This window comes from Corynebacterium sp. HMSC11E11 (assembly GCF_001807025.1).
Classification (GTDB): domain Bacteria; phylum Actinomycetota; class Actinomycetes; order Mycobacteriales; family Mycobacteriaceae; genus Corynebacterium; species Corynebacterium freneyi.
The window spans coordinates 8,061-28,886 of record NZ_KV787094.1; the positions used below are offsets into that span (position 1 = coordinate 8,061).

Genomic DNA, 20,826 nt, shown 5'->3' on the forward strand with positions numbered 1-20,826 from the left:
CCCCGCCGACTCACCGAGCTTCGCGGCGGCGTCGGCGAAGACCTCCGGGTACAGGTGCGACGACGCGGTGTTGACGAAGTCGCGGGCGGTGGCCACGGCATCCACCACGGCCGCGGCGCGCTCGACGTCGGCGTCGGACGCTCCGACGACGGTCAGGGTGCGGCGCTTGTCCGCTGCCCCGTCCTTCGCCCCGGCGGCCGAATCGGCGGCATCGTCGGAGCCGCCCTTCTTCTTCAGCCCGCCGTAGGAGTAGGCGCCCATGCCGAAGCCCTCGGCCGCCGCGACGGCGTCGAGCTCGCCGAGCGCGGAAACCACATGATCGACCGAACCCAGCGCACGAGCCGCGGCACCGGACGCGCGGCGAATCGTCTCCGCATCCGGATCCGCGTCACCGAGGCCCACGGCGGCGACCGACGCGACGCCGCACCCCTCCGGCGCCGGGATGCGCGTGACCTTCTCCAACTTCGCCGACGCATCCACGGCCTCCAACTGGGCCAACACGTCCGCGGCCTTGTCGCCGAGCACCGACGACGCCACCAACTCCAGATCCTCGCCGTCGAGCAACGCGACGAGCAGGCAATCGGCGCCCAGATCGGCCAACGCCCGATCACCGGCGGCCTCGATGGACACGCGCGTGCCCGTCGCCGGCAGCACCTCCTCGAGAACGGCCGAATTGGGGGTGACGAAGCCCGTGTTGCGGGACGTGGTCATGCAAACGCTCCTTCAATGACGGATCAATCGGAAGGGAATCGGCCGACGTCGCAAAGCACGCTCACCGATCCCGGTCAATGGCCCCCACCGTACCGCCCGACCCGGAACCCGCACCGGGGCTTGACCCCCTCCGAACAAGTCGCGTCTACGATGTACCCCATGGCAGCCACGACATTCGACATCGTCCGCAACGAGGCCCCCCGCTCCGACGAGGAACGAGCCCAAATCCTGGCCAACCCCGGATTCGGCCAGTACTTCACCGACCACATGGTCCGCATCGACTGGGATGCCGACCGTGGCTGGCACTCCGCACGCGTCGAGGCCTACGGCCCCCTGACCATGGACCCCGCATCGTCCGTGCTGCACTACGGCCAGGCGATCTTCGAAGGCCTCAAGGCCTACCGCCACGCCGACGGGTCGATCGTCACCTTCCGCCCCGAACAAAACGCACGCCGCTTCCAGCGCTCCGCCGCCCGCATGGCCATGCCGGAACTGCCCGAGGAACTGTTCCTCGAGTCCCTGCGCCAGCTCGTCGACATCGACCAGGCGTGGGTCCCGCAAGCTGGCGGCGAAGAGTCCCTGTACCTGCGGCCGATGCTCATCGCCACCGAAACCACCCTCGGCGTGCACCCGTCGAACTCCTACACCTTCCTCCTCATCGCCTCGCCCGCCGGCGCGTACTTCAGCGGCGGCATCAACCCGGTGAAGGTGTGGCTGTCCCACGAGTACGTCCGCGCCTGCCCCGGCGGCACCGGCGACGCCAAGTTCGCCGGCAACTACGCCGCCTCCCTCGCCGCACAGGCCCAGGCCGAGGAAAAGGGCTGCGACCAGGTCGTGTGGCTCGACGCCATCGAGCGCACCTGGATCGAGGAGATGGGCGGCATGAACCTCGCCTTCCTCTACCCGGACAACGAATGCGAAGCCGGCGTCAAGCTGGTCACCCCGGCACTGTCGGGCTCCCTGCTGCCGGGCATCACCCGCGACTCCCTGCTCACCGTCGCCGCCGACATGGGCATGGACGTCGAAGAGCGCCGCATCTCCACCGCCGACTGGGAAAACGACGCCACCAGCGGCAAGATGTCCGAAACCTTCGCCTGCGGCACCGCCGCCGTCATCACCCCGGTCGGCGAGGTCGACTCCCGCGACGGGTCGTTCACCATCAACGGCGGCAAGACCGGCGAGTGGACCATGAAGCTGCGCGAGCGCCTCACCGGCATCCAGCGCGGCGACGTCCCCGACGAGCACGGCTGGCTGCACACGCTCGTCGAGGCGAAGCAGGCGTAGAACCGCGCAGACGCAAACTAGGTCCGTCCCGGGCTTCACGACGACGGCCCCAGGGTTCCGGTTTTTTGCACCGGCTCCCGGGGGCCTTTTCGTGTTTGGGTCCCGTGACCCCAGATAATTGCGAACGAAAAATTGCGTCCGCGCCGATCGGGAAAACCATTTCGGGCACACGAAAATGCGCCCTGCGGCAGTCATTCCGCAAGACGCATTTCGTTAAATCCGGAGGTCGAAGGTGTGCTCGTGAGTGGCGCCCCGGCAAACGGACGGCGCGTAATTTCATTGGGCGAGCCCCGAAACGAGCCTCCTACTCCGCCTCTCCGGCGGTGTGCCTTCAGTCTAAGCCGACCATTCCGGATGAGTCAATGGTCAATTTTCCGATTTCCCTTTTTGGGGGCGAAATGGGGGAGCTGGCGCCGCGTCGCGGCCCGAAACCGCAGCGTGGGGCTTTGCCGTTCACCGGGGAGGAATCATGCTCACCGGGGAGGAACCACGCTCACAGGGGAGGAATCAAAGGGAGGACGGGTCGCGCCCTCAGCTCAGCGCCAGCAACACGGCGACGATGAGCGTGGTCAACTGCACCATCGCGCCCAGCACATCGCCGTTGACGCCGCCGAGCCGCCGGACCGCCAACCGACCGAAACCGAAGGCGAAGACCACCGCGGCGATGCAGGCCAGCACCCCGCCGACGCCGGCGAGGACCCCGGCGACGATCATCAGCGGCACCCACCACGCGACGAGCACCCACGTCGACTGCGTCGCCGCGACGAGCCCACCGAACCCCGTCGGCGACATCGGGGGCAGGCTGCGGTGGCACCCGGTCGTCGCCACCGCACGCCCGATGATGAACGGCAACACGATCACCGCCGCAGCCGCGCCCACCCGCACCGGGTCGACCGACGCGCCGAGAATCCACGGCGCCGGAAACAACGCCGTGGCGAAACCGTGGACCAGGATCGACATCGCCGCAGCCTGCGCGACCAGCGTGAGCGCCACCGCAGCCGACCCCATCGGCCCGGTGTCGGGGGCACGCAGGATCTCCCGCGCGCCCTCCGGATCGCGGTAGGACCCCAGGGCATCGGCGACGTCGGCGAGGCCATCGACGTGCATCGCCCGCGTCAACAGCTCGGCCGCGCACACTGCCAGCACGCCCGCGAGCACCGCAGTCAACGGTGACGTCGCCGCCGCGACAGCCGCCGCCTTCGCCGCAGCCTCCGCCGATCCCGCGTCCGCCCCGAATCCGATCGCCCCTGCGGGATCGCCGGCCGGGCCCAACACGGAGGGCGAAGCGGAGGACGGGCCGGCGTCGTCAAGCCCCCGGACCCAGGAAGGAAACACCCCTGTCGCACCGCCCCCGAACAGCCACGCCAAGCCGGTCACCGCCCACGCCACCAGCACCGCACCCAACCCCGGCACGAGCCCCGTCAGGGGAGCCGCGGTCAACGCGCGCCGGCCGGTGATGCGATCGAACACCTTCGCGCCGCGCACGGGCACGACGGTCAACCAGGAAAACGCCGTGCCGACGCCCTCCGCCAACGCGTTGCCGTGCTGTGAACGGTCGCCCTCGAGGGACGCGCCCTCGGACGGCCCCGCCTTACCCGACACCGGTGGAATCAGTCCCGCGGAGACGGCTGCTCGCCGCCATCGCGATGCCCCGGACGATCCTCCTCCGGCGGCGCCGGCACTTCGGCTGCACTGGCCGCCTTCGGGGCCTCGTCCTTGTTGGACACCCCGGCGTCGCCGAACGTCGCCATCTCCGACAACACCGCCACGGCCGACTTGAGGATCGGCAGCGCCGCAACCGCCCCCGAACCTTCGCCGAGCCGCATGCCGTACTCCAGCAGCGGCTCCAGGCCAAGATGCTTCAGCGCAATCGAATGCGCCGGCTCGGCGCTGCGGTGGCCGGCCACCCACCACGCGCGGGCGCCCGGGGCGAGCTGATCGGCCATCAACGCCGCCGACGCCGTGACCACCCCATCGAGGATCACCGGCGTGCGCCGCACCGCCGCCTGCGCCAAAAACGCGGCCATGGCCGTGAGGTCGGGGGAGGAGACGCGGCGCAGCACCTCGACGGGATCGTTGCGCAGCCTGCGAACCCGGAACATCGCGTCGCGCACGGCGGCGGTCTTGCGCTTCCAGCCCTCGTCGTCGATGCCGGTGCCGCGGCCGACGACCGTGACCGGCTCCGAACCCGTCGCCGCGCCGATGAGCACGGCCGCCGGCGTGGTGTTGCCGATGCCCAGGTCGCCGGCGATGAGCAGATCGGCGCCTTCGTCGACCGCGTCGTCGGCAAGCTTCTTGCCCACCTCGATGGCCCGGTCGCACTCCTCCTGCGTCATCGCGTCCTCGCGGTCGATGGACCCGCACGAACGGCGCACGCGGAAAGGCCCGTCGGCGTCATGGTCCAGCGACACGTCCACCGACGTCACCGATGCCCCGGCGACCCCCGCGACGGCGTTGACGCCCGCACCGCCGGCGTTGATGTTGGCGTGCATCTGAATGGACACCTCGGTTGGATACGCCGACACCCCATGCGCCGACACCCCGTGGTCGCCGGCGAAGACGACGACGCGGCAATCATCCAACTGCTTCGGCGGGCACTGGCCCTGACATGCCGAAACCCAGATTCCCAGGTCCTCGAGGCGGCCGAGGGCACCCGTGGGCTTGGTCAACTGCGCATGGCGCTCGCGGGCGAGCTGCTCGACATGCTCATCGGGGGCGACGACGGTACCGAAGCGATTGTTGGTCATGGTTCAAAAGATTATCCCAGCCACCGGATCGGGGTCGGCCCGGTTCGGGGTCGATCGCCCACGCCGCGTCGAACGCCGCGCCATTGCAGCTGCTTCGGCGCTACTTCAGCGTCAGCGGCAGCCCCGCGACGACGAGCACCACCCGGTCGCACACGTCGGCCAAACGCCCGTTGAGCGCCCCGATTTCATCGCGGAACAGCCGCCCGGACCGATGTTCGGGAATGACGCCCATCCCCACCTCCGGAGTCACGATCACCAGGTGCGGCTCTTGCTTTACGACGCCTGCCTCCCCGCCATCGGCCGCAGGGCCCGCGGCAGTCGGGGAGTGCAGCTCGCCTGCCCCGGTTCCGGGTCCGGCCCAATCGCGCACGGCGGCGACCAGCTCATCGGTCCACGGCGCCGCGGAACCGCGCGGGGAGCCCCACAGCTGCTCCCGGTCGAACACGTTGGTCAGCCACGTGCCCACGTCATCGACCAAAACGAAAGGCGCCGACGGACGTCGCAACGCCTCCACGGCGTCGACGTCGTCCACCGTGCGCCAATGCGCCGGCCGACGCTCCCGGTGGCCGGCGATGCGGGCGGAAAAATCGGAATCGAACCCGTCGGCACCCGGCCACGGACGCGCCGTGGCCACGTAATCGACCGGAACTCGCCGCGAGGTCGCCCCACCGGAAACATCGGCGTCGAAAAGCGACTCCGCCCACGCGGACTTGCCGGAACGGGCCCCGCCCAGCACGAGCGTCCGCACCGGCAACCTACACCTCGTCGCCGACGTTCTTCTGCGGACGCGGCGTACGCAGACGACGCGGCTGCGACGCACGCGAGTAGGCGTAGAAGCCCAGGCCGGCGCCCGGCGCATCGGAATCCGGGAAACGCTCGCGGATCAGCTTGTTCGCCCGCTTGCCGATGATGATCGCCTCCACCACCAAGCCGACGATCATCACCATCGAAATGATCGACGCGACATTCGCCACCTGCGGCATCGCCTGGCCCAGGAACATCACCAGCAACAGCACCAGCGCGAACGGCAGGAAAATGTTCGCGAAGAAGCGACGCGAGTCCACCCAATCACGCACCAGCGCACGCTCCGGGCCCTGATCGCGCGGCAACAGGTACTTCGGGTCGCCCGCCGCCATCCGCTCATCGGCGATGCGACGCTGCTCCCGGCGCTCCGCACGCTCGCGGGCCTTCTGCGCCTTCAACTCCTCCTTGGTCATGGTGGCCTTCTGCAACTTGCGCTGCTCGCGGGCCTCCTTGCGCGTTTTCGGAGGGGAAATCGGGCCACGGCGGGTGCCCTGGGCACGCTCGACCTCGTTGCGCTTCGGAGTCGGACGGCCCTTCTTCGGCGTGTACGCCTTGCCCTTGCCCTTGCCCTTGCCCGACGACGCCGGGGCGGCATCCTCGGTGGTGGGGAGGTGGCCGCGATCGGCGTCGGACGCGTCGGTCGACGGGGCGTCGGCGGCGGCGCCGGCGTCATCGGCGGCGGGGGACTCGTTCTTCTTCCAGGGCGTCTTCACGGCAAACACCCTATCGGGCCTGCTGCGACGGCCCAAAGTGGCGCGCCGGACCAGTGCGCTCCCGGCGGCGGGGCTCAAGCGGGATGTTCCGGAGGGGTTGGCCCGTGATGCGCCACGGGACTAGGGTGCCAAGGGTATCCTTCGTCAATATCGTCAACGCCCCGCGCGCTTCGCCGGAATCCCGTACGCGGGATGAGGGAATAACGTCCCCGCGGGACGCGTTCAACGAAGTGACCGAGCATCGCAACACAAGGAGCACCACGCTATGACCACCGCACAGACCACCGGCGTGACCCTCACCGACGCCGCCGCCGCCAAGGCCAAGGCCCTCCTCGACCAGGAAGGCGCCAACAACCTGTCGCTGCGCATCTCCGTCGCCCCGGGCGGCTGCGCGGGCCTGCGCTACCAGCTGTACTTCGACGACCGCAACCTCGACGGCGACGTCTCCGAGGAGTTCGGCGGTGTCCGCCTCGTCGTCGACCGCCAGTCGGTGCCCTACCTGATGGGCGCGAAGATCGACTTCGCCGACACCATCGAGCAGCAGGGCTTCACCATCGACAACCCCAACGCCACCGGCTCCTGCGCCTGCGGCGACTCGTTCAACTGATCGGCTGAGCCCGATCGGCGTCATTCGATCGCCGGAACGACGAACCCCGCCCCGACTTCCGAGTCGGCGGCGGGGTTTCATGTTTTCGGGGTGCCGACGGGGCTGCACATTTGACGAGTGTGCGCGGGGAGGCCCCTGGCGCACATTCGTGGGCGTCGTCAAGCAAGGAACCGGCGGGGTCGATCTCGCACGGGCCAACCTCGAGCGGCCCCAACCCCGCGCCCCGCCCCGCGCGGCCCTAGAGGTGCACGGGGTAGTCGCGCTCCTCGATGTCCGGCTTGATGCGGTCCTCGATGAAGATGCCGTGCCACACCATGAACGCAAGAATCGTCCACAGGCGACGCGAGTGATCGCGCTCGGTGGGGTGGTGCTCCTCGAGCATCCGCAGCACCTGCGCCTTGTCGATCAACGCGTCGGCCTGCGACTCGCGGATGACGTCCTCCGCCCACCCGCGCAGCTCGTCGCCGGCGAGCCAATGGCGGATCGGCACCGGGAAGCCCAACTTGCGGCGGTTGAGCACATGCGCCGGCACGATCTGCTCCATCGCCTTGCGCAACGCGTACTTCGTCGTGCCCTCGGCGATCCGCAGATCCACCGGCAGGGTTTCGGCGACCTTGAACACCTCCCGGTCGAGGAACGGCACGCGCAGCTCCAGAGAGTTGGCCATGGTGATCTTGTCGGCCTTGACCAGGATGTCGCCGCGCAGCCAGGTGAACAGGTCCAGGTGCTGCATGCGGGTGACCGGATCCATGCCCTCGGACCGGGCGTAAATCGGCGCGGTGACCTCGCGGTGGTCCCACTCGCGCTTCGCCCACGGCAGGACGGCGTTCAGCTGCTCCCAGTTGAAGGAGCGGGCGTTGCCGTAGTAGCGGTCCTCCAGCGGGGTGGTGCCGCGCTGCAGCAGGGACTTGCCGCGCATGCCCTCGGGCAGGGCGTCGCCGAGCTTGGCCAGGCCGGTCTTCAGCGGGCCGGGCACACGGTCGAACGGGGCGAGCGACAGCGGCTCCTTGTAAATGGTGTAGCCGCCGAACAGCTCGTCGGCGCCCTCGCCGGACAGGACGACCTTGACGTGCTTGCGGGCCTCGGCGGCGACGAAGTACAGCGGCACCAGCGCCGGGTCGGCCACCGGGTCGTCGAGGTACCAGATGATCTTCGGGATCGCCGCGGCGAATTCCTCGGGAGACACCACCTTGACGATGTGCTCCACGCCGATGGCCGCCGCCGATTCCGCCGCGACGTCGACTTCGGAGAAGCCCTTGCGTTCGAAGCCGGTGGTGAAGGTCAGCAGGTTCGGATTGTGGCGCTTGGCCAGGGTGGCGATGGCGGTGGAGTCGATGCCGCCCGACAGGAAGGACCCGACGGTGACGTCGGCGCGCATGTGCTGGGCGACGGAGTCCTCCAGCGCTTCGGCGATGCGGTCGAAGACGGCCTGTTCGCCGCCCTTCGGGACGGGGCGGATGGGGAAGTTCGGGTGGAAGTAGCGCTTCTGCTCGACTTCGCCGCCCGGGGTGACGGTGGCGGTGCAACCGGATTCGAGGCGGCGGATGCCGGTGTGCAGCGATTCCGGCTCGGGCACGTACTGCAGGTCCATGTAATGGACGAGGGCGCGCTTGTCGACGTCCTTGTCGTCGACGCCGAGCTCCGGGGCCATTTCGAGAATGGTCTTCTTCTCCGACGCGAAGGCGGTGCCGCGGTCGGTGGTGGCGTAGTACAGCGGCTTGATGCCGAAGGGGTCGCGGGCGAGGAAGAGCTTCTTCTCCACCGTGTCCCAGATGGCGATGCCGAACATGCCGCGCAGATGCTTGACGACGTCGGCGCCCCAGTGGTGAAAGCCGACCACGATGGGCTCTCCGTCGCCCGAGGTGTTGAAGGAATAGCCTGCGTCGGACAGCTCCCGGCGGAGTTCCACGTAGTTGTAGATCTCGCCGTTGAACGTCATGGCGTAACGGTCCGGCTGGTCTTCGGGGCCCCACACGAGCGGCTGGTGCGAATGCTCCAGGTCGATGATCGACAGGCGGTTGAAACCGAACACGACGTCGTCGTCGTTCCACGTGCCCGCTTCATCCGGGCCGCGGTGGCGCATGCAGGGCAGCGCACGCTCGATGGCGGGCACGAGCTCCGCGGCATCGGAGCGGGCCGTGAGAATTCCGAGGAGACCGCACATGGCTTTACGCGAACACCTTTCGTGGGGGAGGGGGACCGGTAAGACAATAGTCTCCCGTCGGGCGCGGACGAATTCCCGCGCCGGGTGAGATGCCGCACGGACCGTCGTCAAGCACGGGCCCGCGACGCGGCGACACGCCGCCCCCAACCGTGTGATCCGAATCATGGTGTGGGGTGCCACCCCCGTGAACATGCCCCTTCTCAGCGTTTTATCAGCCCGTCTATACTTGGTGACACCCCGTGGGGTCGGTCCGGTGTGGAGAATTCACAGGAATGGGCTAACCTGCTTGGGAAAGACGGAACTCTGATGGGTTCTTAAGGAATTGTGTGGATCAGGAAGGCAGACACACGTGAATCAGCGTAGAGAGTACGGAGCCGCCCGTAAGCTCGGCCTGCTCGGCGCCCTTGCCGGCGGCGCGACCCTGCTGGCCGGTTGCGACGTCAACCCGCCGGAAAACGGCTTCTTCAAGCTGCTGCGTTTCGGCTGGCCGATGGGCGTCACCCCGGAGGCGCAGGCCATGGGCAACTTCTGGGTGTGGGTCTGGGTCGCCGCCTGGATCATCGGCATCGCCGTGTGGGGTCTCACCATTTACTCCATGATCGGCTTCACCGCCAAGAAGGCCGAGAAGGCCGGCAAGGACGAGTTCCCCCGCCAGACCGCCTACAACGTCCCCCTCGAGCTGGTCCTGACGGTCGTCCCGATCCTCATCGTCATGGCTCTGTTCTTCTTCACCGTTCAGACCCAGGACAAGGTCACGGCGATGGACAAGGAGCCGGAGGTCGTCGTCGACGTCACCGGTTTCCAGTGGAACTGGAAGTTCGGCTACGCCAACGTCTCCGGTGACCTGATGGGCGGCGAGGACTACGAGGGCCGCGCCGAGAGCCAGAGCCCGGAGCAGTTCTTCACCGACGAGCACGCCGGCGAGGACGCCCCCGACCAGGTCGAGTACCCGGTCCACGGCCAGTCCAAGACCGACCGCTCCTACCTCCACTTCAACGAGGTCGAGATCCTCGGCACCACCGAAGAGGTTCCGGTCCTGGTCGTCCCGGTCGACACCGCCATCGAGTTCAACCTGGCGTCCGCCGACGTCATCCACTCGTTCTGGGTCCCCGAGTTCCTGTTCAAGCGCGACGTCTTCCCGCACCCGGAGGCCAACAAGTCGAACCGCCGCTTCCAGATCGAGGAGATCTCCTCCGCGATGATCGAGTCGCGCCCGGTCGACAACCCGCGTGACGGCTACTCCAACGCCTTCGTCGGCCGCTGCGCCGAGATGTGCGGCACCTACCACGCGATGATGAACTTCGAGGTTCGCGCCGTCTCCCGCGAGGCCTTCACCGAGTACATGCAGTTCCGCCTCGACAACCCGGAGGCCACCAACGCCGAGGCCCTGGCGCACATCGGCGAGGAGCCCTTCGCCGTGTCCACCAGCCCGTTCAACTCCGGCCGCATGGACACCCGCGACATGGGTGACCGCGAGGCCAACACCGTTGACCTGAACGCCGCCAAGTAACCGCCCGACGACTCCAGAAAGAAGTCAGACATGAAGTCCGCAGCAAAGCTGTTTTACGGCCTCACCGTGTTCCTGGGCGTTATGACCGTCGTGTACATCTTCGGCACGATGTACCTCCAGGACACCGGCAACATCATCAACGAGAACCACGGCCGCCTCGAGTGGGCCGGCGCCACCGGCCTGGTCATGGCCACCCTCCTGACCCTGTTCCTGGGCGTGTACTTCCACTTCACCGAGGTCCGCTCCGACATCGCCCCCGCCGACTGGGAGGAGGCCGAGGTCGCCGACGGTGCCGGCACCCTTGGTTTCTTCTCCGCCAGCTCCATCTGGCCGTTCGTGATGACCATGGGCATCCTGCTCCTGGGCTACGGCATCGCCTTCATGGCCTACTGGCTGATCGTGCTCGGCGCGATCATCCTGATCTGGGCCGCCACGCGGCTCAACACCCAGTACATCACCCCGCCGGAGAAGCACTAGCTCACCGGCCCGCCGGAGAGGAACCACCTCACCGGCAGCCCGCGACGGTGATCCCCCAGATCACCCGACGCGGACGCGACAGAACCCCGCCACCCGGCCTTCCGGTGGCGGGGTTCGCGCGTGTTCGGGGGCGAAGACATGCAGGCCCGGTGCGCCCGATCTTGCCGTCACGTGCTTGACCTTGACGCGGCGTCATGGTGCACGATGACTCCATGCACATCGGAGACCTTGCCCGCGCCGCGGGCTGTTCCACCCGGGCCATCAGGAATTACCATGCCGCCGGCGTGCTTCCCGAGCCCCCTCGCGATGGGTCGGGCTACCGGGTCTATCGCATTCCCGACATCGCCGAGGTGTTGCGGATCCGGGCGCTGGTGGACGCCGGCCTGCCGCTGCGGGCCATCGCGAGTCTTCCGGTAGCGGATGAGACGGCGCGTCGTTCGCTCATACGTGAGGCAATGGGGTCCATCGACATGCGCATCACCGAGTTGGAGCGTCAGCGGCAACGTCTGCAGGCCATGTACGACGGAGTGTTCGGGGTGCCGTCGGACATACGCGGGGCAGTCTCGGATGTTTTCCTGGGTGCAATGCACGAGAGTGCCGACGACGATTGTCCGGTTGCGCTGGAGGATTTGCGGGAGGTCGCCGCAGCGGAGGTCGCTTCTCTCGAACTCATGGCTTTTGCGGGAGTCGCAACGGAAGCGACATGGACGCTCCTGCGGCGCAATTTGCTCGATGAGTCGCGGTGCCGCGCATCCCAGCGGGGAGCGCGTGCCTGGGTCGCGCTCGCCGACGTATCCGTGAAGGACCTGGACGATCCCCGAGACAAGGCCCGGCGGCTTGCCGACCGCGTGTTGGCGGGTTACCGATCCGGCATATTTGACGGAGTAGTGGGCACGCTGCGCGAAGGGGATCTGCCGATTTCCCCGAATGACGTTGCCCTCAGGGGCGCCCAAGAGGATGTCTTCGCCTGGGTCATGGAATCGCTTCAGCATGCCGGTGGGCCGAACGATGGTCGGTGATAGCCGACGAGGCGGTGCCCGCGGTCTGGGCCGGATCCAAGGCTCCGTTGTGAAGGTCCTGCGTTCACACCCAGGTTTCCGCCTGTTGAAAAGCGAACTTGGAACTTGGGCTGATTTGGCACGGGCATTCCGGGGGATATCGGTCGTCGCCGAGGGCGAGATTGCGATTCCCGCGAAACGAGGACTGTGGTTCGTGCCCGGCATGGTCACTGCCGCCACGGTGGTGGAAATCGTCGCCATCGAATTGCTGTTGCCGTGGCCGGCGGTGAGGATCGCCCTCGCCGTCGGCTCCGCCTACTCGCTCTTGATCCTGTGGGGCATCTTCGCGCAACGCGCCGTCCACGTGCATACCGTCGGAACACGGCTGACCCTTCGACGCGGTCGGACGATCATCGCGGCGATTGACGTCGCCGAGGTTTCGTCGGTGGCGCTTGTCCGTGACTATTCGGCCGAGCAGCACGCGCTGACCGACGGCGTGCTCGAGCTGACGAACGGACAGGGGAGCAACGTCCGCATCGTCCTGAACGACGATGGGGAGACCGCAGTGGCTCGGCCTCCCACATGGTCGCCGTGGCGCCCCAAGCCTGCACAAGCACTCACGGAGGTCCGAATGTGGGCCGACGACCCCGAGGCCGCGATCAGCGTGATCCGCACCGCCGCCGCGAGGTGACGAGACCCGCTTCGTCGTGAGAGAAGGAATCCGTCAGGCGAACTCGACGGGTTTCTTGCCCTTCGGAAGCTCGGTGACCTCGCCTTCCTCGACGACCAGGTGGCGGGCCTCGAGCCGGTCGACCATGCGGCGGTCGTGCGTCACCACGATGATCGTGCCCTCCGCCTCTGCGATGGCGTCCTGCACCTCTTCGATGAGGTCGACGGACAGGTGGTTGGTGGGCTCGTCGAGAAGCAAAATGTCCGGCGGATCGGCGACGACGAGCGCCAACGCCACGCGACGCTGCTGCCCCACCGACAAATCACCCACGGGACGCTTCGCGTCGCGGGCGGTGAGCAGACCCAGATCCTCGAGAGTGACGGCGGGGGACGGGTTGTCGTCGTAAAGCTGATTCGGGCTGCGCGATGGATCCGCCCAATCCTGCTCCTGCGCGAGCATGGCGATGCGCGCTTCCTGGCCGATGCGCATCTCGCCGGACGCCGGCGCGACCCGCCCGAGCATCACCTTCAGCAACGTCGACTTGCCCGCACCATTCGGTCCCGTGACCACCACCGTGTCGCCGGGGCGGATCGTCAGCGAACCGACGTGAATGCGCTCCGGCACGACGACGCCACGCAGTTTGACGTGGAAATCCTCGTCGCTGCCGGCAGGGGCGCGCTTCGTGGACAGCGGCTTGGTCAGCGGGGCATCGAAGCCGAGCAGGGCCGGCGGCTTGGACACGCCGTCCTCCTCGAGCTCCTCCAGACGCTGGCGGGCCGAACGGATGCGGCGGGCGACCTGACGATCGGCGCGGCCGCCGGCGTGGTCGTAGCCCATCTTTTCGTTGTCGCGCTTCGCACGCACGGGCCCGGCGTCCGCGTTGGCGGTGTCGATGGTCTTCTCCAGCCGCGCCTTCTCGTGCTGTTCGCTGCGCCACTGGTGCTCCCACAGCTGGCGTTCGTGGCGGCGGTGCTTGTCGTAGTCGGTGTAGTTGCCGCGGAACATGCCGATGCCCTCGCGGCCCGGCACCAGGTCGCCGATGACGGTGCACACCGCGTCGAGGAAATCGCGGTCGTGGGTGGCCACGACGACGACGCCGGGATGGCCGTTGATGGTGTCGATGACCAACTCGCGGCCACGGTCGTCGAGGTGGTTGGTGGGCTCGTCGAGAAGCAGAATCTCCGGCTTGCGGATCAGCGTCAGCGCCAGTCCCAGCCGCGCGCGCTGGCCGCCCGACAACTCGACCGACTTCTGGTCGAGCAGCGGGCCCTCCGGGCCGTCGCCCGACAGGCCCAGGTAGTCGAGGACGACCTCCGCGTGGTGCTCGGCGTTCCAGTCGTCGTGGGCCATGACGTCCGAAAACAGCGTGGAATAGGCCTTTTCGGCCGCCTCCGCCGCGTCCGGGGTCTCGGCGGCGGCCATCGCCTCCGCCGCGTCCTCCAGGGCCTGCAAGCGCCGTTTCGACGGCCCGAGCGCCTCGTCGACGAGCATGCGGCCCGTCGCCTCGAACGGCGCCTCCAACTCCTGCGAACCCAACACGCGCGTGCCCACGTGGGTGACGCTGCCGCGGGTCGGCTTGCGGCGGCCCGACAGCAACCACAGCAACGTCGACTTGCCCGCCCCGTTGTCGCCGACGAGGCCCAGCACGTCACCCGCGGACAGCGTCATGTTGATGTCGGTGAGCACGGGCGTGCCCTCGTAGTCGTAGTGGACGCCGTTGGCCACGAGCTGCGTGGCGGAGCCGTCGATGAAGGGAAGGGGAGATTCGGCCATTGCGGCGCCTCCTGCGGGACTGGGAGCGGGTGGGGGAGGGGAGTGGTCGCCGCGGTTGGCTCGGCGTCGGCGCGAACTCCTCCGGGAGGGGATTGCTTGACGACGACGGCGGGGCGACCGGAGGCGTCAGATGTTCATGTGTCCAGCCTACGCAACTGAGAGTTTCCTGAATAGCGGCGAGGTGGTGCGCCGGTGATGCGGCGAGGTGGCGAGGCGGCGAGGCGGTGAGCCCGTGATGTGGCGAGGCCCTGAGGGGCCCGGGAAATGCGGAACCGCCCCGCCGGCGAGAATTTCATCTCGCCGCCGGGGCGGTTCGTGGAGCGCAGTTGAGGCGCCGCGCCTTACTTGTCGAGTTCGCGACGCTCTTCGGCGTTGCGGGCCTCGAGGTCGCGCAGCATCTGGGCCTGCTCGCGGTGGTTCTCTTCCTCGATGCGGTTCGCCTCGTCGGCGATGTCCTGCGGGTCGGGGGAGAACCAACCACCGCGGCCGGGGGCACCGGCGGCGCCGAGCTGGTTCATCGTCTTCGGGACGTATGCACCCTGGTACTCGAGCGGGATCGGGTGGCCGTGCTCGTCGACCGGGCCCAGCGGCTGGTGCACCTCGATGAAGGCGCCGGACGGCAGCTGCTCGATGACGCCGGTCTCGATGCCGTGCTCCAGCACCGCCTGGTCGGAACGCTGCAGACCGATGCAGATGCGGTACGTGACGAAGTACGCGATCGGCGGAAGCAGGATCAGACCGATGCGGCCAACCCAGGTCATCGCGTTCAGCGAGATCTGGAAGTGGTAGGCGATCAGGTCGTTACCGCCCGACAGGGTCAGCAGGGTGTAGAAGACCAGGGCCATCGCGCCGATGCCGGAGCGAACCGGCACGTCGCGCGGACGCTGCAGCAGGTTGTGGTGCGCGGTGTCGCCGGTCATCTTCGCCTCGATGAACGGGTAGGCGAACAGCAGCACGACCAGCAGGCCGAGCAGCAGGGCCACCCACACGACGGACGGGATGGTGTAGGGGCCGATGTAGAGCTCCCACGCCGGCATGACTCGGGCCGCGCCGTCGGTCCACAGCATGTAGATGTCGGGCTGCGAACCGGCGGAAACCTGCGACGGGTTGTACGGGCCGATGTTCCAGATGCCGTTGATCTGGAAGGTGCCGGCCAGGAAGGCCAGGAAGCCGACGTTGATCAGGCCGAAGGTCATCGCCTTGACGGCGAAGACCGGCATGATGCGGACACCGACGACGTTGTTCTCGGTGCGGCCGGGGCCGGGGAACTGGGTGTGCTTCTGGTACCAGACCAGCGCCAGGTGCGCGGCGATGAGGCCGAGCAGCAGGGCCGGGAGGATCAGCACGTGGGCGATGTACAGGCGCGGGATGATGATGTCGCCCGGGAAGTCGCCGTTGAACATCATCCAGTGCATCCAGGTGCCGATGACCGGCAGACCGATGACGATGGCCGACATGATTCGCAGGCCGACGCCGGAGAGCAGGTCGTCCGGCAGCGAGTAGCCCATGAAGCCCTCGGCGATGGACAGCAGCAGCAGGATGCAGCCGATGACCCAGTTCGCCTCACGCGGCTTGCGGAACGCGCCGGTGAAGAAGATGCGGAACATGTGCGCCATGATCGAGATGGCGAACAGCAGCGCGGCCCAGTGGTGGACCTGGCGGATGAACAGACCACCGCGGACCTCGAAGGAGATCTGCAGGGCGGTCTCGTAGGCGCGGGACATCTCCACGCCGTTGAGCGGCGCGTAGGCGCCGTCGTAGATGACCTTCGACATCGACGGATCGAAGAAGAGGGTCAGGTAGACGCCGGACAGCAGCAGAACGATGAAGCTGTACAGCGCGATCTCGCCCAGCATGAAGGACCAGTGCGTGGGGAAGACCTTGTTGATCTGGCGACGAAGGCCGGACGACATGGTGTAGCGGTCGTCCATGTTGCGCGCCATCGTGGCGAGGCGGTTATTGGAGTTGCTCATGACTGACGCTCCCAGAAGGCCGGGCCGACGGGCTCAATGAAGTTGCCGTTGGCGTAGAGGTAGCCGTCCTCGTCGACGTCGATGGGCAGCTCAGGCAGGGCGCGGGCGGCGGGGCCGAACACCGGCTTGCCGTACTGCAGGGCATCGAACTGCGACTGGTGGCACGGGCACAGGATTCGGTTGGTCTGGGCCTCGTACAGCGAGGTCGGGCAACCGATGTGGGTGCAGATCTTGGAGTAGGCGAAGTAGTCGCCGTAGTGGAAGTCCTCCTGGCCGGCGCGCAGGGTGGCGCGGGCGGCGTCCTGCGAACGCAGGCGGATGAGCATCACGGCGTTGCGCGAGCCGTGGATCGAGTGCATGTGAGCCTCGTAAACCTCGGCGTCCGGCGAGTACTTGTCACCGTCGTTGACGTCCTCCTCCAGCAGGGGGAAGACGGTCTCCATCGCACCGGCGGACAGGTCCTCGGGGCGCATGCGCACCAGGCGGGACACGCCGGTGAAGGAGAAGCCGTGGCTTCCCTCCTCGGCGATGGCGCCGGTGTCGCGGCCCAGGTAGACCTTCTCGCCCTTCTCGACCAGGGTCCAGCCCGTGGTCCAGAGCGTGCCGTCGCCGGTGATGTCCATCTCGTGGCGGGGCTTCCACGGGTTCTTGATCATGCCGCCCAGCGGCAGGATCATTCCGATGCCGGCGAGAACCGCACCGGTGCCGAGCAGGCCCTTGATGGCGGAGCGGCGACCCAGGGTCGACGTCTCCCAGGAGTCGTTCAACAGAGCGACGATGGTCTTCTGGTCCGTCTCGGAGGACGGGCCGTCGTGGCGACGCTGGACCGAGATCTCCTCCGGCACGAAGCGCTTGGTGTACTTCACCGCGCCGACGCCCAGGGAGAGGATGGAACCACCGATGGTGATGCCCAGCATCGGGGTGTACAGGGTGTAGATCCACAGACCGTCGTCGCCGTGGCCGCGGTACTCCCACGGCCAGAACAGGTACACGGCGATGAACGCCAGACCAAGGACCACCGCGAGGGCCAGCCAGAAAATGACGCCGGCGGCGGCGCGCTTCTCGGCCGGGTCACCGGCGATGGGGAAGCGCTCCTTGCGGTAGGCGATGGTCACGTCGTCGAGCTCGGTGCCCAGGCGGGCGAGCTCGTCGTTGCTCATCTTCGACAGCTCTTCGGAGCTGTAGTTCTTCTTCACGTTGTCGGTCACTGTCGGGATCCAATCCAGAGTGCGGCCGCCACGAGGGCGACGATGCCGGCAATCCACATGAACAGGCCCTCGGTCACGGGGCCGAGGCCGCCGAGCGGGTAGCCGGACGGGCCGGGGGTCTCCGCCGAGTGCTTGATGTAGGCGATGATGTCCTTCTTCTCGTCAGCGGTGAGCTGGCGATCGGAGAACTTCGGCATGTTCTGCGGGCCGGTGAGCATGGCCTGGTACAGCTCCTGCTCGTTGGCAGGGTCCAGGACCGGGGCGTACTTGCCGCCGGACAGGGCGCCGCCACGACCGGTGAAGTTGTGGCAGGACGCGCAGTTCAGGCGGAAGAGCTCGGAACCGCGGGCGACGTCGAGGGGGTCGATCTCGCCGTTGGGTCCGGCGTTCTTGCCGCGGAGGGAGTCCATGGCGATGTCGCCGTTCTCGTCGCGGACGATGCCGGCACCACCGCCGTGCGACTGCACGTAGGCGGCGAGGGCGAGGGTCTGCTCCTCGGAGTAGCGGGGGGTCTTGCGGGCGGCCTGCGCCTCGTTGCGGAGCATCGGCATGCGGCCGGAGTGCACCTGGAAGTACACCGCGCCTTCGCCGACGCCGACGAGGGACTTGCCGCGGTCCTTGACGCCCTGGAGGTTGGCGCCGTGGCAGGTGATGCACGCGACGTCGTAGATCTCCTTGCCCTGCTGGATCAGGGCGGCCTCGTCCTGCTGGGCGGTGGCGACCTGAGCGTCGGGGGTCACGGCGTTGGCCAGGAAGCCCGCGCCCGTGAGGGCGAGGGCCAGCGCCATGACACCGGAGGCGGTGCGGCGCATCTTGCGGCGGCCCTTGGCCTTTCGACCGGCCGCCGCGGAGGACGTGCGGTCCTCTGCTGCGGGGTTATGGTTTTCCATCTTTTTCCCTTTGTTGTGCGTGGAAAGTGGATGGCTGTAGTAGGCCGCACCGGGGGTGACGGCCGTTACGGCCTACTGGATGAAGTAGATGGTGATGAACAGGCCGATCCACACGACGTCGACGAAGTGCCAGTAGTAGGACACCACGATGGCTGCCGTCGCCTGGGCCGGGGTGAACTTCGACTTGAAGGTACGGATCAGCACCACGACGAATGCGATCACGCCCGCGAGGACGTGAGCGGCGTGGAAGCCGGTGGTGATGAAGAAGACCGAACCGTAGACGGAGTTCTGGATGGTCAGGCCGTGGCCGACCAGGGTGACGTACTCGTACGCCTGGCCGATCAGGAAGATCGAACCCAGCAGCGTCGAAAGGGCATACCACCTGCGCAGGGCGAACACGTCGCCCCGCTCGGCCGCGAACACGCCCCACTGGGCAGTGAACGAAGACGACACCAGGATCACGGTGATCGTAAGTGCGTACGGGACGTTGAGGTGGCCGGTTCCCCAATCCCACGAATCGCCCTGGCCGTTGGCGCGAGACACGAAGTACATCGCGAACAGCCCGGCGAAGAACATCAATTCCTGAGACAGGAACACGATCGTGCCGACACTGACCATGTTCGGTCGGTTCAGTGTCGCGGCACGACGTGGTGCTGTCATACCTGTGTTTTCAACTGCGCTCGTCACGCTTGACAGTATGGCCTGTTCTTAAGGAAGAGTCACGTTGCAACCCCCGTTTTGGGAAAGTTTTTTGTAAAACCCCAGGTCGTTGATTTTCGTCCCTGAGAGTTTCACTAATTTTTCCGGTCGTCGGGAACTTCTTGCGTTGCTTTACGACGATGCCGTCTTCCCCCATTCGGGCTCATTGCCCGAGGCTCCGTGGTCCGCGCCCCCGCGGGGATCCAGGGCCTGTGCGCATCCTGAGGCTTCGATGAGCCGGACGTGCCGATGGGCCCATATTAGCGGATGCGGGCCCGGGGATCGATGCAATGGTGATGCGGGGGCAATCGTGCCCCCGTGGGGCGGAGTCGAGCTGCGGGCCGTACCATTTACCGGACGAGGCCCGCCCCCGATTGGAGGCCGTGGCTCGCATGGGGACGAGGTTCGTCCCCGGTCGAAGGACATGCCCCGCATGAGCATGCCCCGTATAAGTAAGGAACGTTCGCCGACGGGCGGATTCGATCCCCGCCCAGGGGACGATCGGTCCCGTCGCTTCGCGAGGAAGAAGGAGCCACCGATGACCCAGCCGACCACGAGCACGAATCAGGCGAACTGGCGTCAGGTCCTGGGGCTCATCGGGGCCCGCCGTGAGGTGCCGGCGGAGGGCGTTCGGTTCGCGATGGATCAGATCATGACGGGGCAGGCCGTCGACGCGCAGGTTGCGGCTTTCGCTTTCGGCATCTTCGCCAAGGGCATCACGGCCGCCGAGCTCGACGCCGCCGCCACCGCCATGCTGTCGCACGCGGCCGACGCCTGCATCCCGGATGCTTCGGGTGCCGTGGACATCGTCGGCACCGGCGGAGACGGAGCCCACACGGTCAACATTTCGACGATGTCGTCGGTCATCGTCGCGGCGTCGGGCATTCCGGTGCTCAAGCACGGCAACCGCGCCGCGTCGTCGAAGTCGGGTGGCGCGGACATGCTCGAGGCGTTGGGCGTCGACATCGCCGACGGCAACGTGGCGTCGCCGGAACACCCGGACTTCACTCTCCGTTTCCTCTTCGCCGCGACGTACCACCCGGCGATGAGGTACGCGGGCCCGGTCCGCTCCCAGCTCGCGGTGCCCACCCTTTTCAATCTCCTCGGTCCGCTGACCAACCCGGCGCAGCCGTCGTGCAGCCTGATCGGGTGCGCCTTCGAGAATCAGATGGAGACGATGGCCGGCGCCTTCGCCCGTCGCGGTCAGCGCGTCCTCGTCGTCCGCGGTTCGGACGGCCTCGACGAGATCACCGTCACCGGCCCCACCCGCGTGTTCGTGGTGGATGACGGCAAGGTCGTCGAGGACGTCATCGACCCGCGCGACTACGGCATGGATTACGCCCCCGCGGATTCGCTGCGCGGCGGCGACCCGGCCTACAACGCGGAGGTCGCCCGGAAGGTGTGGAACGGGGAGTTGCGGGGCCCGATCCGCGATGCCGTTTTGCTCAACTCGGCCGGCGCGATCGTCGCGGCCCGGGGGCTCGAGGGCGGTGACCTGAAGTCCGCGATGGCGCGCGCCCTCGAGACTGCGCGCGAGACCCTCGACTCGGGTCGGTGCGCAGAGATCATCGCCGCAGTCACCGGGCGCTGATCGGCGC

18 protein-coding genes are annotated in these 20,826 nt (G+C 67.6%); 7 read left to right on the plus strand and 11 right to left on the minus strand.

Annotated elements, in window-relative coordinates:
• A partial coding sequence (locus HMPREF3121_RS12780; RefSeq protein ID WP_305764035.1) for a M17 family peptidase N-terminal domain-containing protein occupies positions 1-711 on the minus strand: 711 nt, incomplete at its 3' end.
• Between the two features lie 159 nt (positions 712-870).
• Here HMPREF3121_RS12780 and HMPREF3121_RS00355 point away from each other — a divergent pair.
• Positions 871-1,995, plus strand: a complete 1,125-nt coding sequence (locus HMPREF3121_RS00355; protein WP_070519007.1) for a branched-chain amino acid aminotransferase — start codon at positions 871-873, stop codon at positions 1,993-1,995.
• A gap of 531 nt (positions 1,996-2,526) precedes the next feature.
• Here the strand turns inward: HMPREF3121_RS00355 and HMPREF3121_RS00360 are convergent.
• The 4 genes from HMPREF3121_RS00360 to HMPREF3121_RS00375 all read right to left on the minus strand — a co-directional run bounded on the left by HMPREF3121_RS00360 (position 2,527) and on the right by HMPREF3121_RS00375 (position 6,259).
• On the minus strand, positions 2,527-3,597 hold the full coding sequence (locus HMPREF3121_RS00360; protein ID WP_070519008.1) for an adenosylcobinamide-GDP ribazoletransferase: 1,071 nt from the start codon (positions 3,595-3,597) through the stop codon (positions 2,527-2,529).
• An 8-nt stretch (positions 3,598-3,605) separates the two neighbouring features.
• Positions 3,606-4,742 carry a nicotinate-nucleotide--dimethylbenzimidazole phosphoribosyltransferase gene (cobT, locus tag HMPREF3121_RS00365; protein WP_083291103.1) on the minus strand — a complete coding sequence of 379 codons (1,137 nt, stop codon included), beginning with the start codon at positions 4,740-4,742 and terminating at the stop codon, positions 3,606-3,608.
• Between the two features lie 100 nt (positions 4,743-4,842).
• Positions 4,843-5,490, minus strand: coding sequence for a bifunctional adenosylcobinamide kinase/adenosylcobinamide-phosphate guanylyltransferase (locus HMPREF3121_RS00370; RefSeq protein ID WP_070519058.1), 648 nt, complete (start codon positions 5,488-5,490; stop codon positions 4,843-4,845).
• Between the two features lie 7 nt (positions 5,491-5,497).
• The gene (locus HMPREF3121_RS00375; protein ID WP_070519010.1) at positions 5,498-6,259 is read right to left on the minus strand and encodes a DUF3043 domain-containing protein; all 762 of its coding nucleotides are present in this window, start codon (positions 6,257-6,259) and stop codon (positions 5,498-5,500) included.
• Positions 6,260-6,524: 265 nt separating this feature from the next.
• On the opposite strand from HMPREF3121_RS00375, the gene HMPREF3121_RS00380 reads away from it, so the two are divergent.
• A complete protein-coding gene (locus HMPREF3121_RS00380; protein ID WP_035123219.1) occupies positions 6,525-6,866 on the plus strand; it encodes a HesB/IscA family protein in 342 nt (113 codons plus the stop codon).
• 238 nt (positions 6,867-7,104) lie between these two features.
• On the opposite strand, the gene asnB is transcribed toward HMPREF3121_RS00380, so the two are convergent.
• Positions 7,105-9,030 (minus strand): asparagine synthase (glutamine-hydrolyzing), encoded by a 1,926-nt coding sequence (gene asnB / locus HMPREF3121_RS00385; protein WP_070519012.1) that lies wholly within the window; start codon positions 9,028-9,030, stop codon positions 7,105-7,107.
• 349 nt (positions 9,031-9,379) lie between these two features.
• On the opposite strand from asnB, the gene HMPREF3121_RS00390 reads away from it, so the two are divergent.
• The 4 genes from HMPREF3121_RS00390 (at position 9,380) to HMPREF3121_RS00405 (ending at position 12,706) form a co-directional block, all read left to right on the plus strand.
• Complete coding sequence (locus tag HMPREF3121_RS00390; RefSeq protein ID WP_070519013.1) at positions 9,380-10,540, plus strand: aa3-type cytochrome oxidase subunit II; 1,161 nt, start codon at positions 9,380-9,382, stop codon at positions 10,538-10,540.
• A gap of 30 nt (positions 10,541-10,570) precedes the next feature.
• Positions 10,571-11,017 carry an aa3-type cytochrome oxidase subunit IV gene (locus HMPREF3121_RS00395; protein ID WP_070519015.1) on the plus strand — a complete coding sequence of 149 codons (447 nt, stop codon included), beginning with the start codon at positions 10,571-10,573 and terminating at the stop codon, positions 11,015-11,017.
• Between the two features lie 212 nt (positions 11,018-11,229).
• Positions 11,230-12,036, plus strand: a complete 807-nt coding sequence (locus HMPREF3121_RS00400) for a helix-turn-helix domain-containing protein (protein WP_168161334.1) — start codon at positions 11,230-11,232, stop codon at positions 12,034-12,036.
• A gap of 49 nt (positions 12,037-12,085) precedes the next feature.
• Complete coding sequence (locus HMPREF3121_RS00405) at positions 12,086-12,706, plus strand: hypothetical protein (protein ID WP_141742890.1); 621 nt, start codon at positions 12,086-12,088, stop codon at positions 12,704-12,706.
• Positions 12,707-12,739: 33 nt separating this feature from the next.
• On the opposite strand, the gene HMPREF3121_RS12990 is transcribed toward HMPREF3121_RS00405, so the two are convergent.
• From HMPREF3121_RS12990 to HMPREF3121_RS00430, 5 genes are all read right to left on the minus strand, one after another.
• Positions 12,740-14,458, minus strand: coding sequence for an ABC-F family ATP-binding cassette domain-containing protein (locus HMPREF3121_RS12990; RefSeq protein WP_070519019.1), 1,719 nt, complete (start codon positions 14,456-14,458; stop codon positions 12,740-12,742).
• Positions 14,459-14,799: 341 nt separating this feature from the next.
• Positions 14,800-16,431, minus strand: coding sequence for a cytochrome bc1 complex cytochrome b subunit (locus HMPREF3121_RS00415; RefSeq protein WP_070519020.1), 1,632 nt, complete (start codon positions 16,429-16,431; stop codon positions 14,800-14,802).
• Positions 16,428-17,639 (minus strand): cytochrome bc1 complex Rieske iron-sulfur subunit, encoded by a 1,212-nt coding sequence (locus HMPREF3121_RS00420; RefSeq protein WP_070519022.1) that lies wholly within the window; start codon positions 17,637-17,639, stop codon positions 16,428-16,430. Before HMPREF3121_RS00420 ends, HMPREF3121_RS00415 begins: the two co-directional genes overlap by 4 nt.
• Positions 17,636-18,451 carry a cytochrome bc1 complex diheme cytochrome c subunit gene (locus HMPREF3121_RS00425; protein WP_371327295.1) on the minus strand — a complete coding sequence of 272 codons (816 nt, stop codon included), beginning with the start codon at positions 18,449-18,451 and terminating at the stop codon, positions 17,636-17,638. Before HMPREF3121_RS00425 ends, HMPREF3121_RS00420 begins: the two co-directional genes overlap by 4 nt.
• Positions 18,452-18,601: 150 nt before the next feature.
• Positions 18,602-19,216 carry an aa3-type cytochrome oxidase subunit III gene (locus HMPREF3121_RS00430; RefSeq protein WP_141742891.1) on the minus strand — a complete coding sequence of 205 codons (615 nt, stop codon included), beginning with the start codon at positions 19,214-19,216 and terminating at the stop codon, positions 18,602-18,604.
• A 550-nt stretch (positions 19,217-19,766) separates the two neighbouring features.
• On the opposite strand from HMPREF3121_RS00430, the gene trpD reads away from it, so the two are divergent.
• The gene (gene trpD, locus HMPREF3121_RS00435) at positions 19,767-20,819 is read left to right on the plus strand and encodes an anthranilate phosphoribosyltransferase (RefSeq protein WP_070519026.1); all 1,053 of its coding nucleotides are present in this window, start codon (positions 19,767-19,769) and stop codon (positions 20,817-20,819) included.
• The last annotated feature ends 7 nt before the right edge of the window (positions 20,820-20,826 follow it).

Coding starts and splice junctions, on each gene's coding strand:
- HMPREF3121_RS00400 (WP_168161334.1), top strand. CDS start 11,230: ATGCACATCGGAGACCTTGCCCGCGCCGCGGGCTGTTCCACCCGGGCC.
- HMPREF3121_RS00355 (WP_070519007.1), top strand. CDS start 871: ATGGCAGCCACGACATTCGACATCGTCCGCAACGAGGCCCCCCGCTCC.
- HMPREF3121_RS00395 (WP_070519015.1), top strand. CDS start 10,571: ATGAAGTCCGCAGCAAAGCTGTTTTACGGCCTCACCGTGTTCCTGGGC.
- cobT (WP_083291103.1), bottom strand. CDS start 4,742: ATGACCAACAATCGCTTCGGTACCGTCGTCGCCCCCGATGAGCATGTC.
- HMPREF3121_RS00415 (WP_070519020.1), bottom strand. CDS start 16,431: ATGAGCAACTCCAATAACCGCCTCGCCACGATGGCGCGCAACATGGAC.
- asnB (WP_070519012.1), bottom strand. CDS start 9,030: ATGTGCGGTCTCCTCGGAATTCTCACGGCCCGCTCCGATGCCGCGGAG.
- HMPREF3121_RS00425 (WP_371327295.1), bottom strand. CDS start 18,451: ATGCGCCGCACCGCCTCCGGTGTCATGGCGCTGGCCCTCGCCCTCACG.
- HMPREF3121_RS12990 (WP_070519019.1), bottom strand. CDS start 14,458: ATGGCCGAATCTCCCCTTCCCTTCATCGACGGCTCCGCCACGCAGCTC.
- HMPREF3121_RS00380 (WP_035123219.1), top strand. CDS start 6,525: ATGACCACCGCACAGACCACCGGCGTGACCCTCACCGACGCCGCCGCC.
- trpD (WP_070519026.1), top strand. CDS start 19,767: ATGACCCAGCCGACCACGAGCACGAATCAGGCGAACTGGCGTCAGGTC.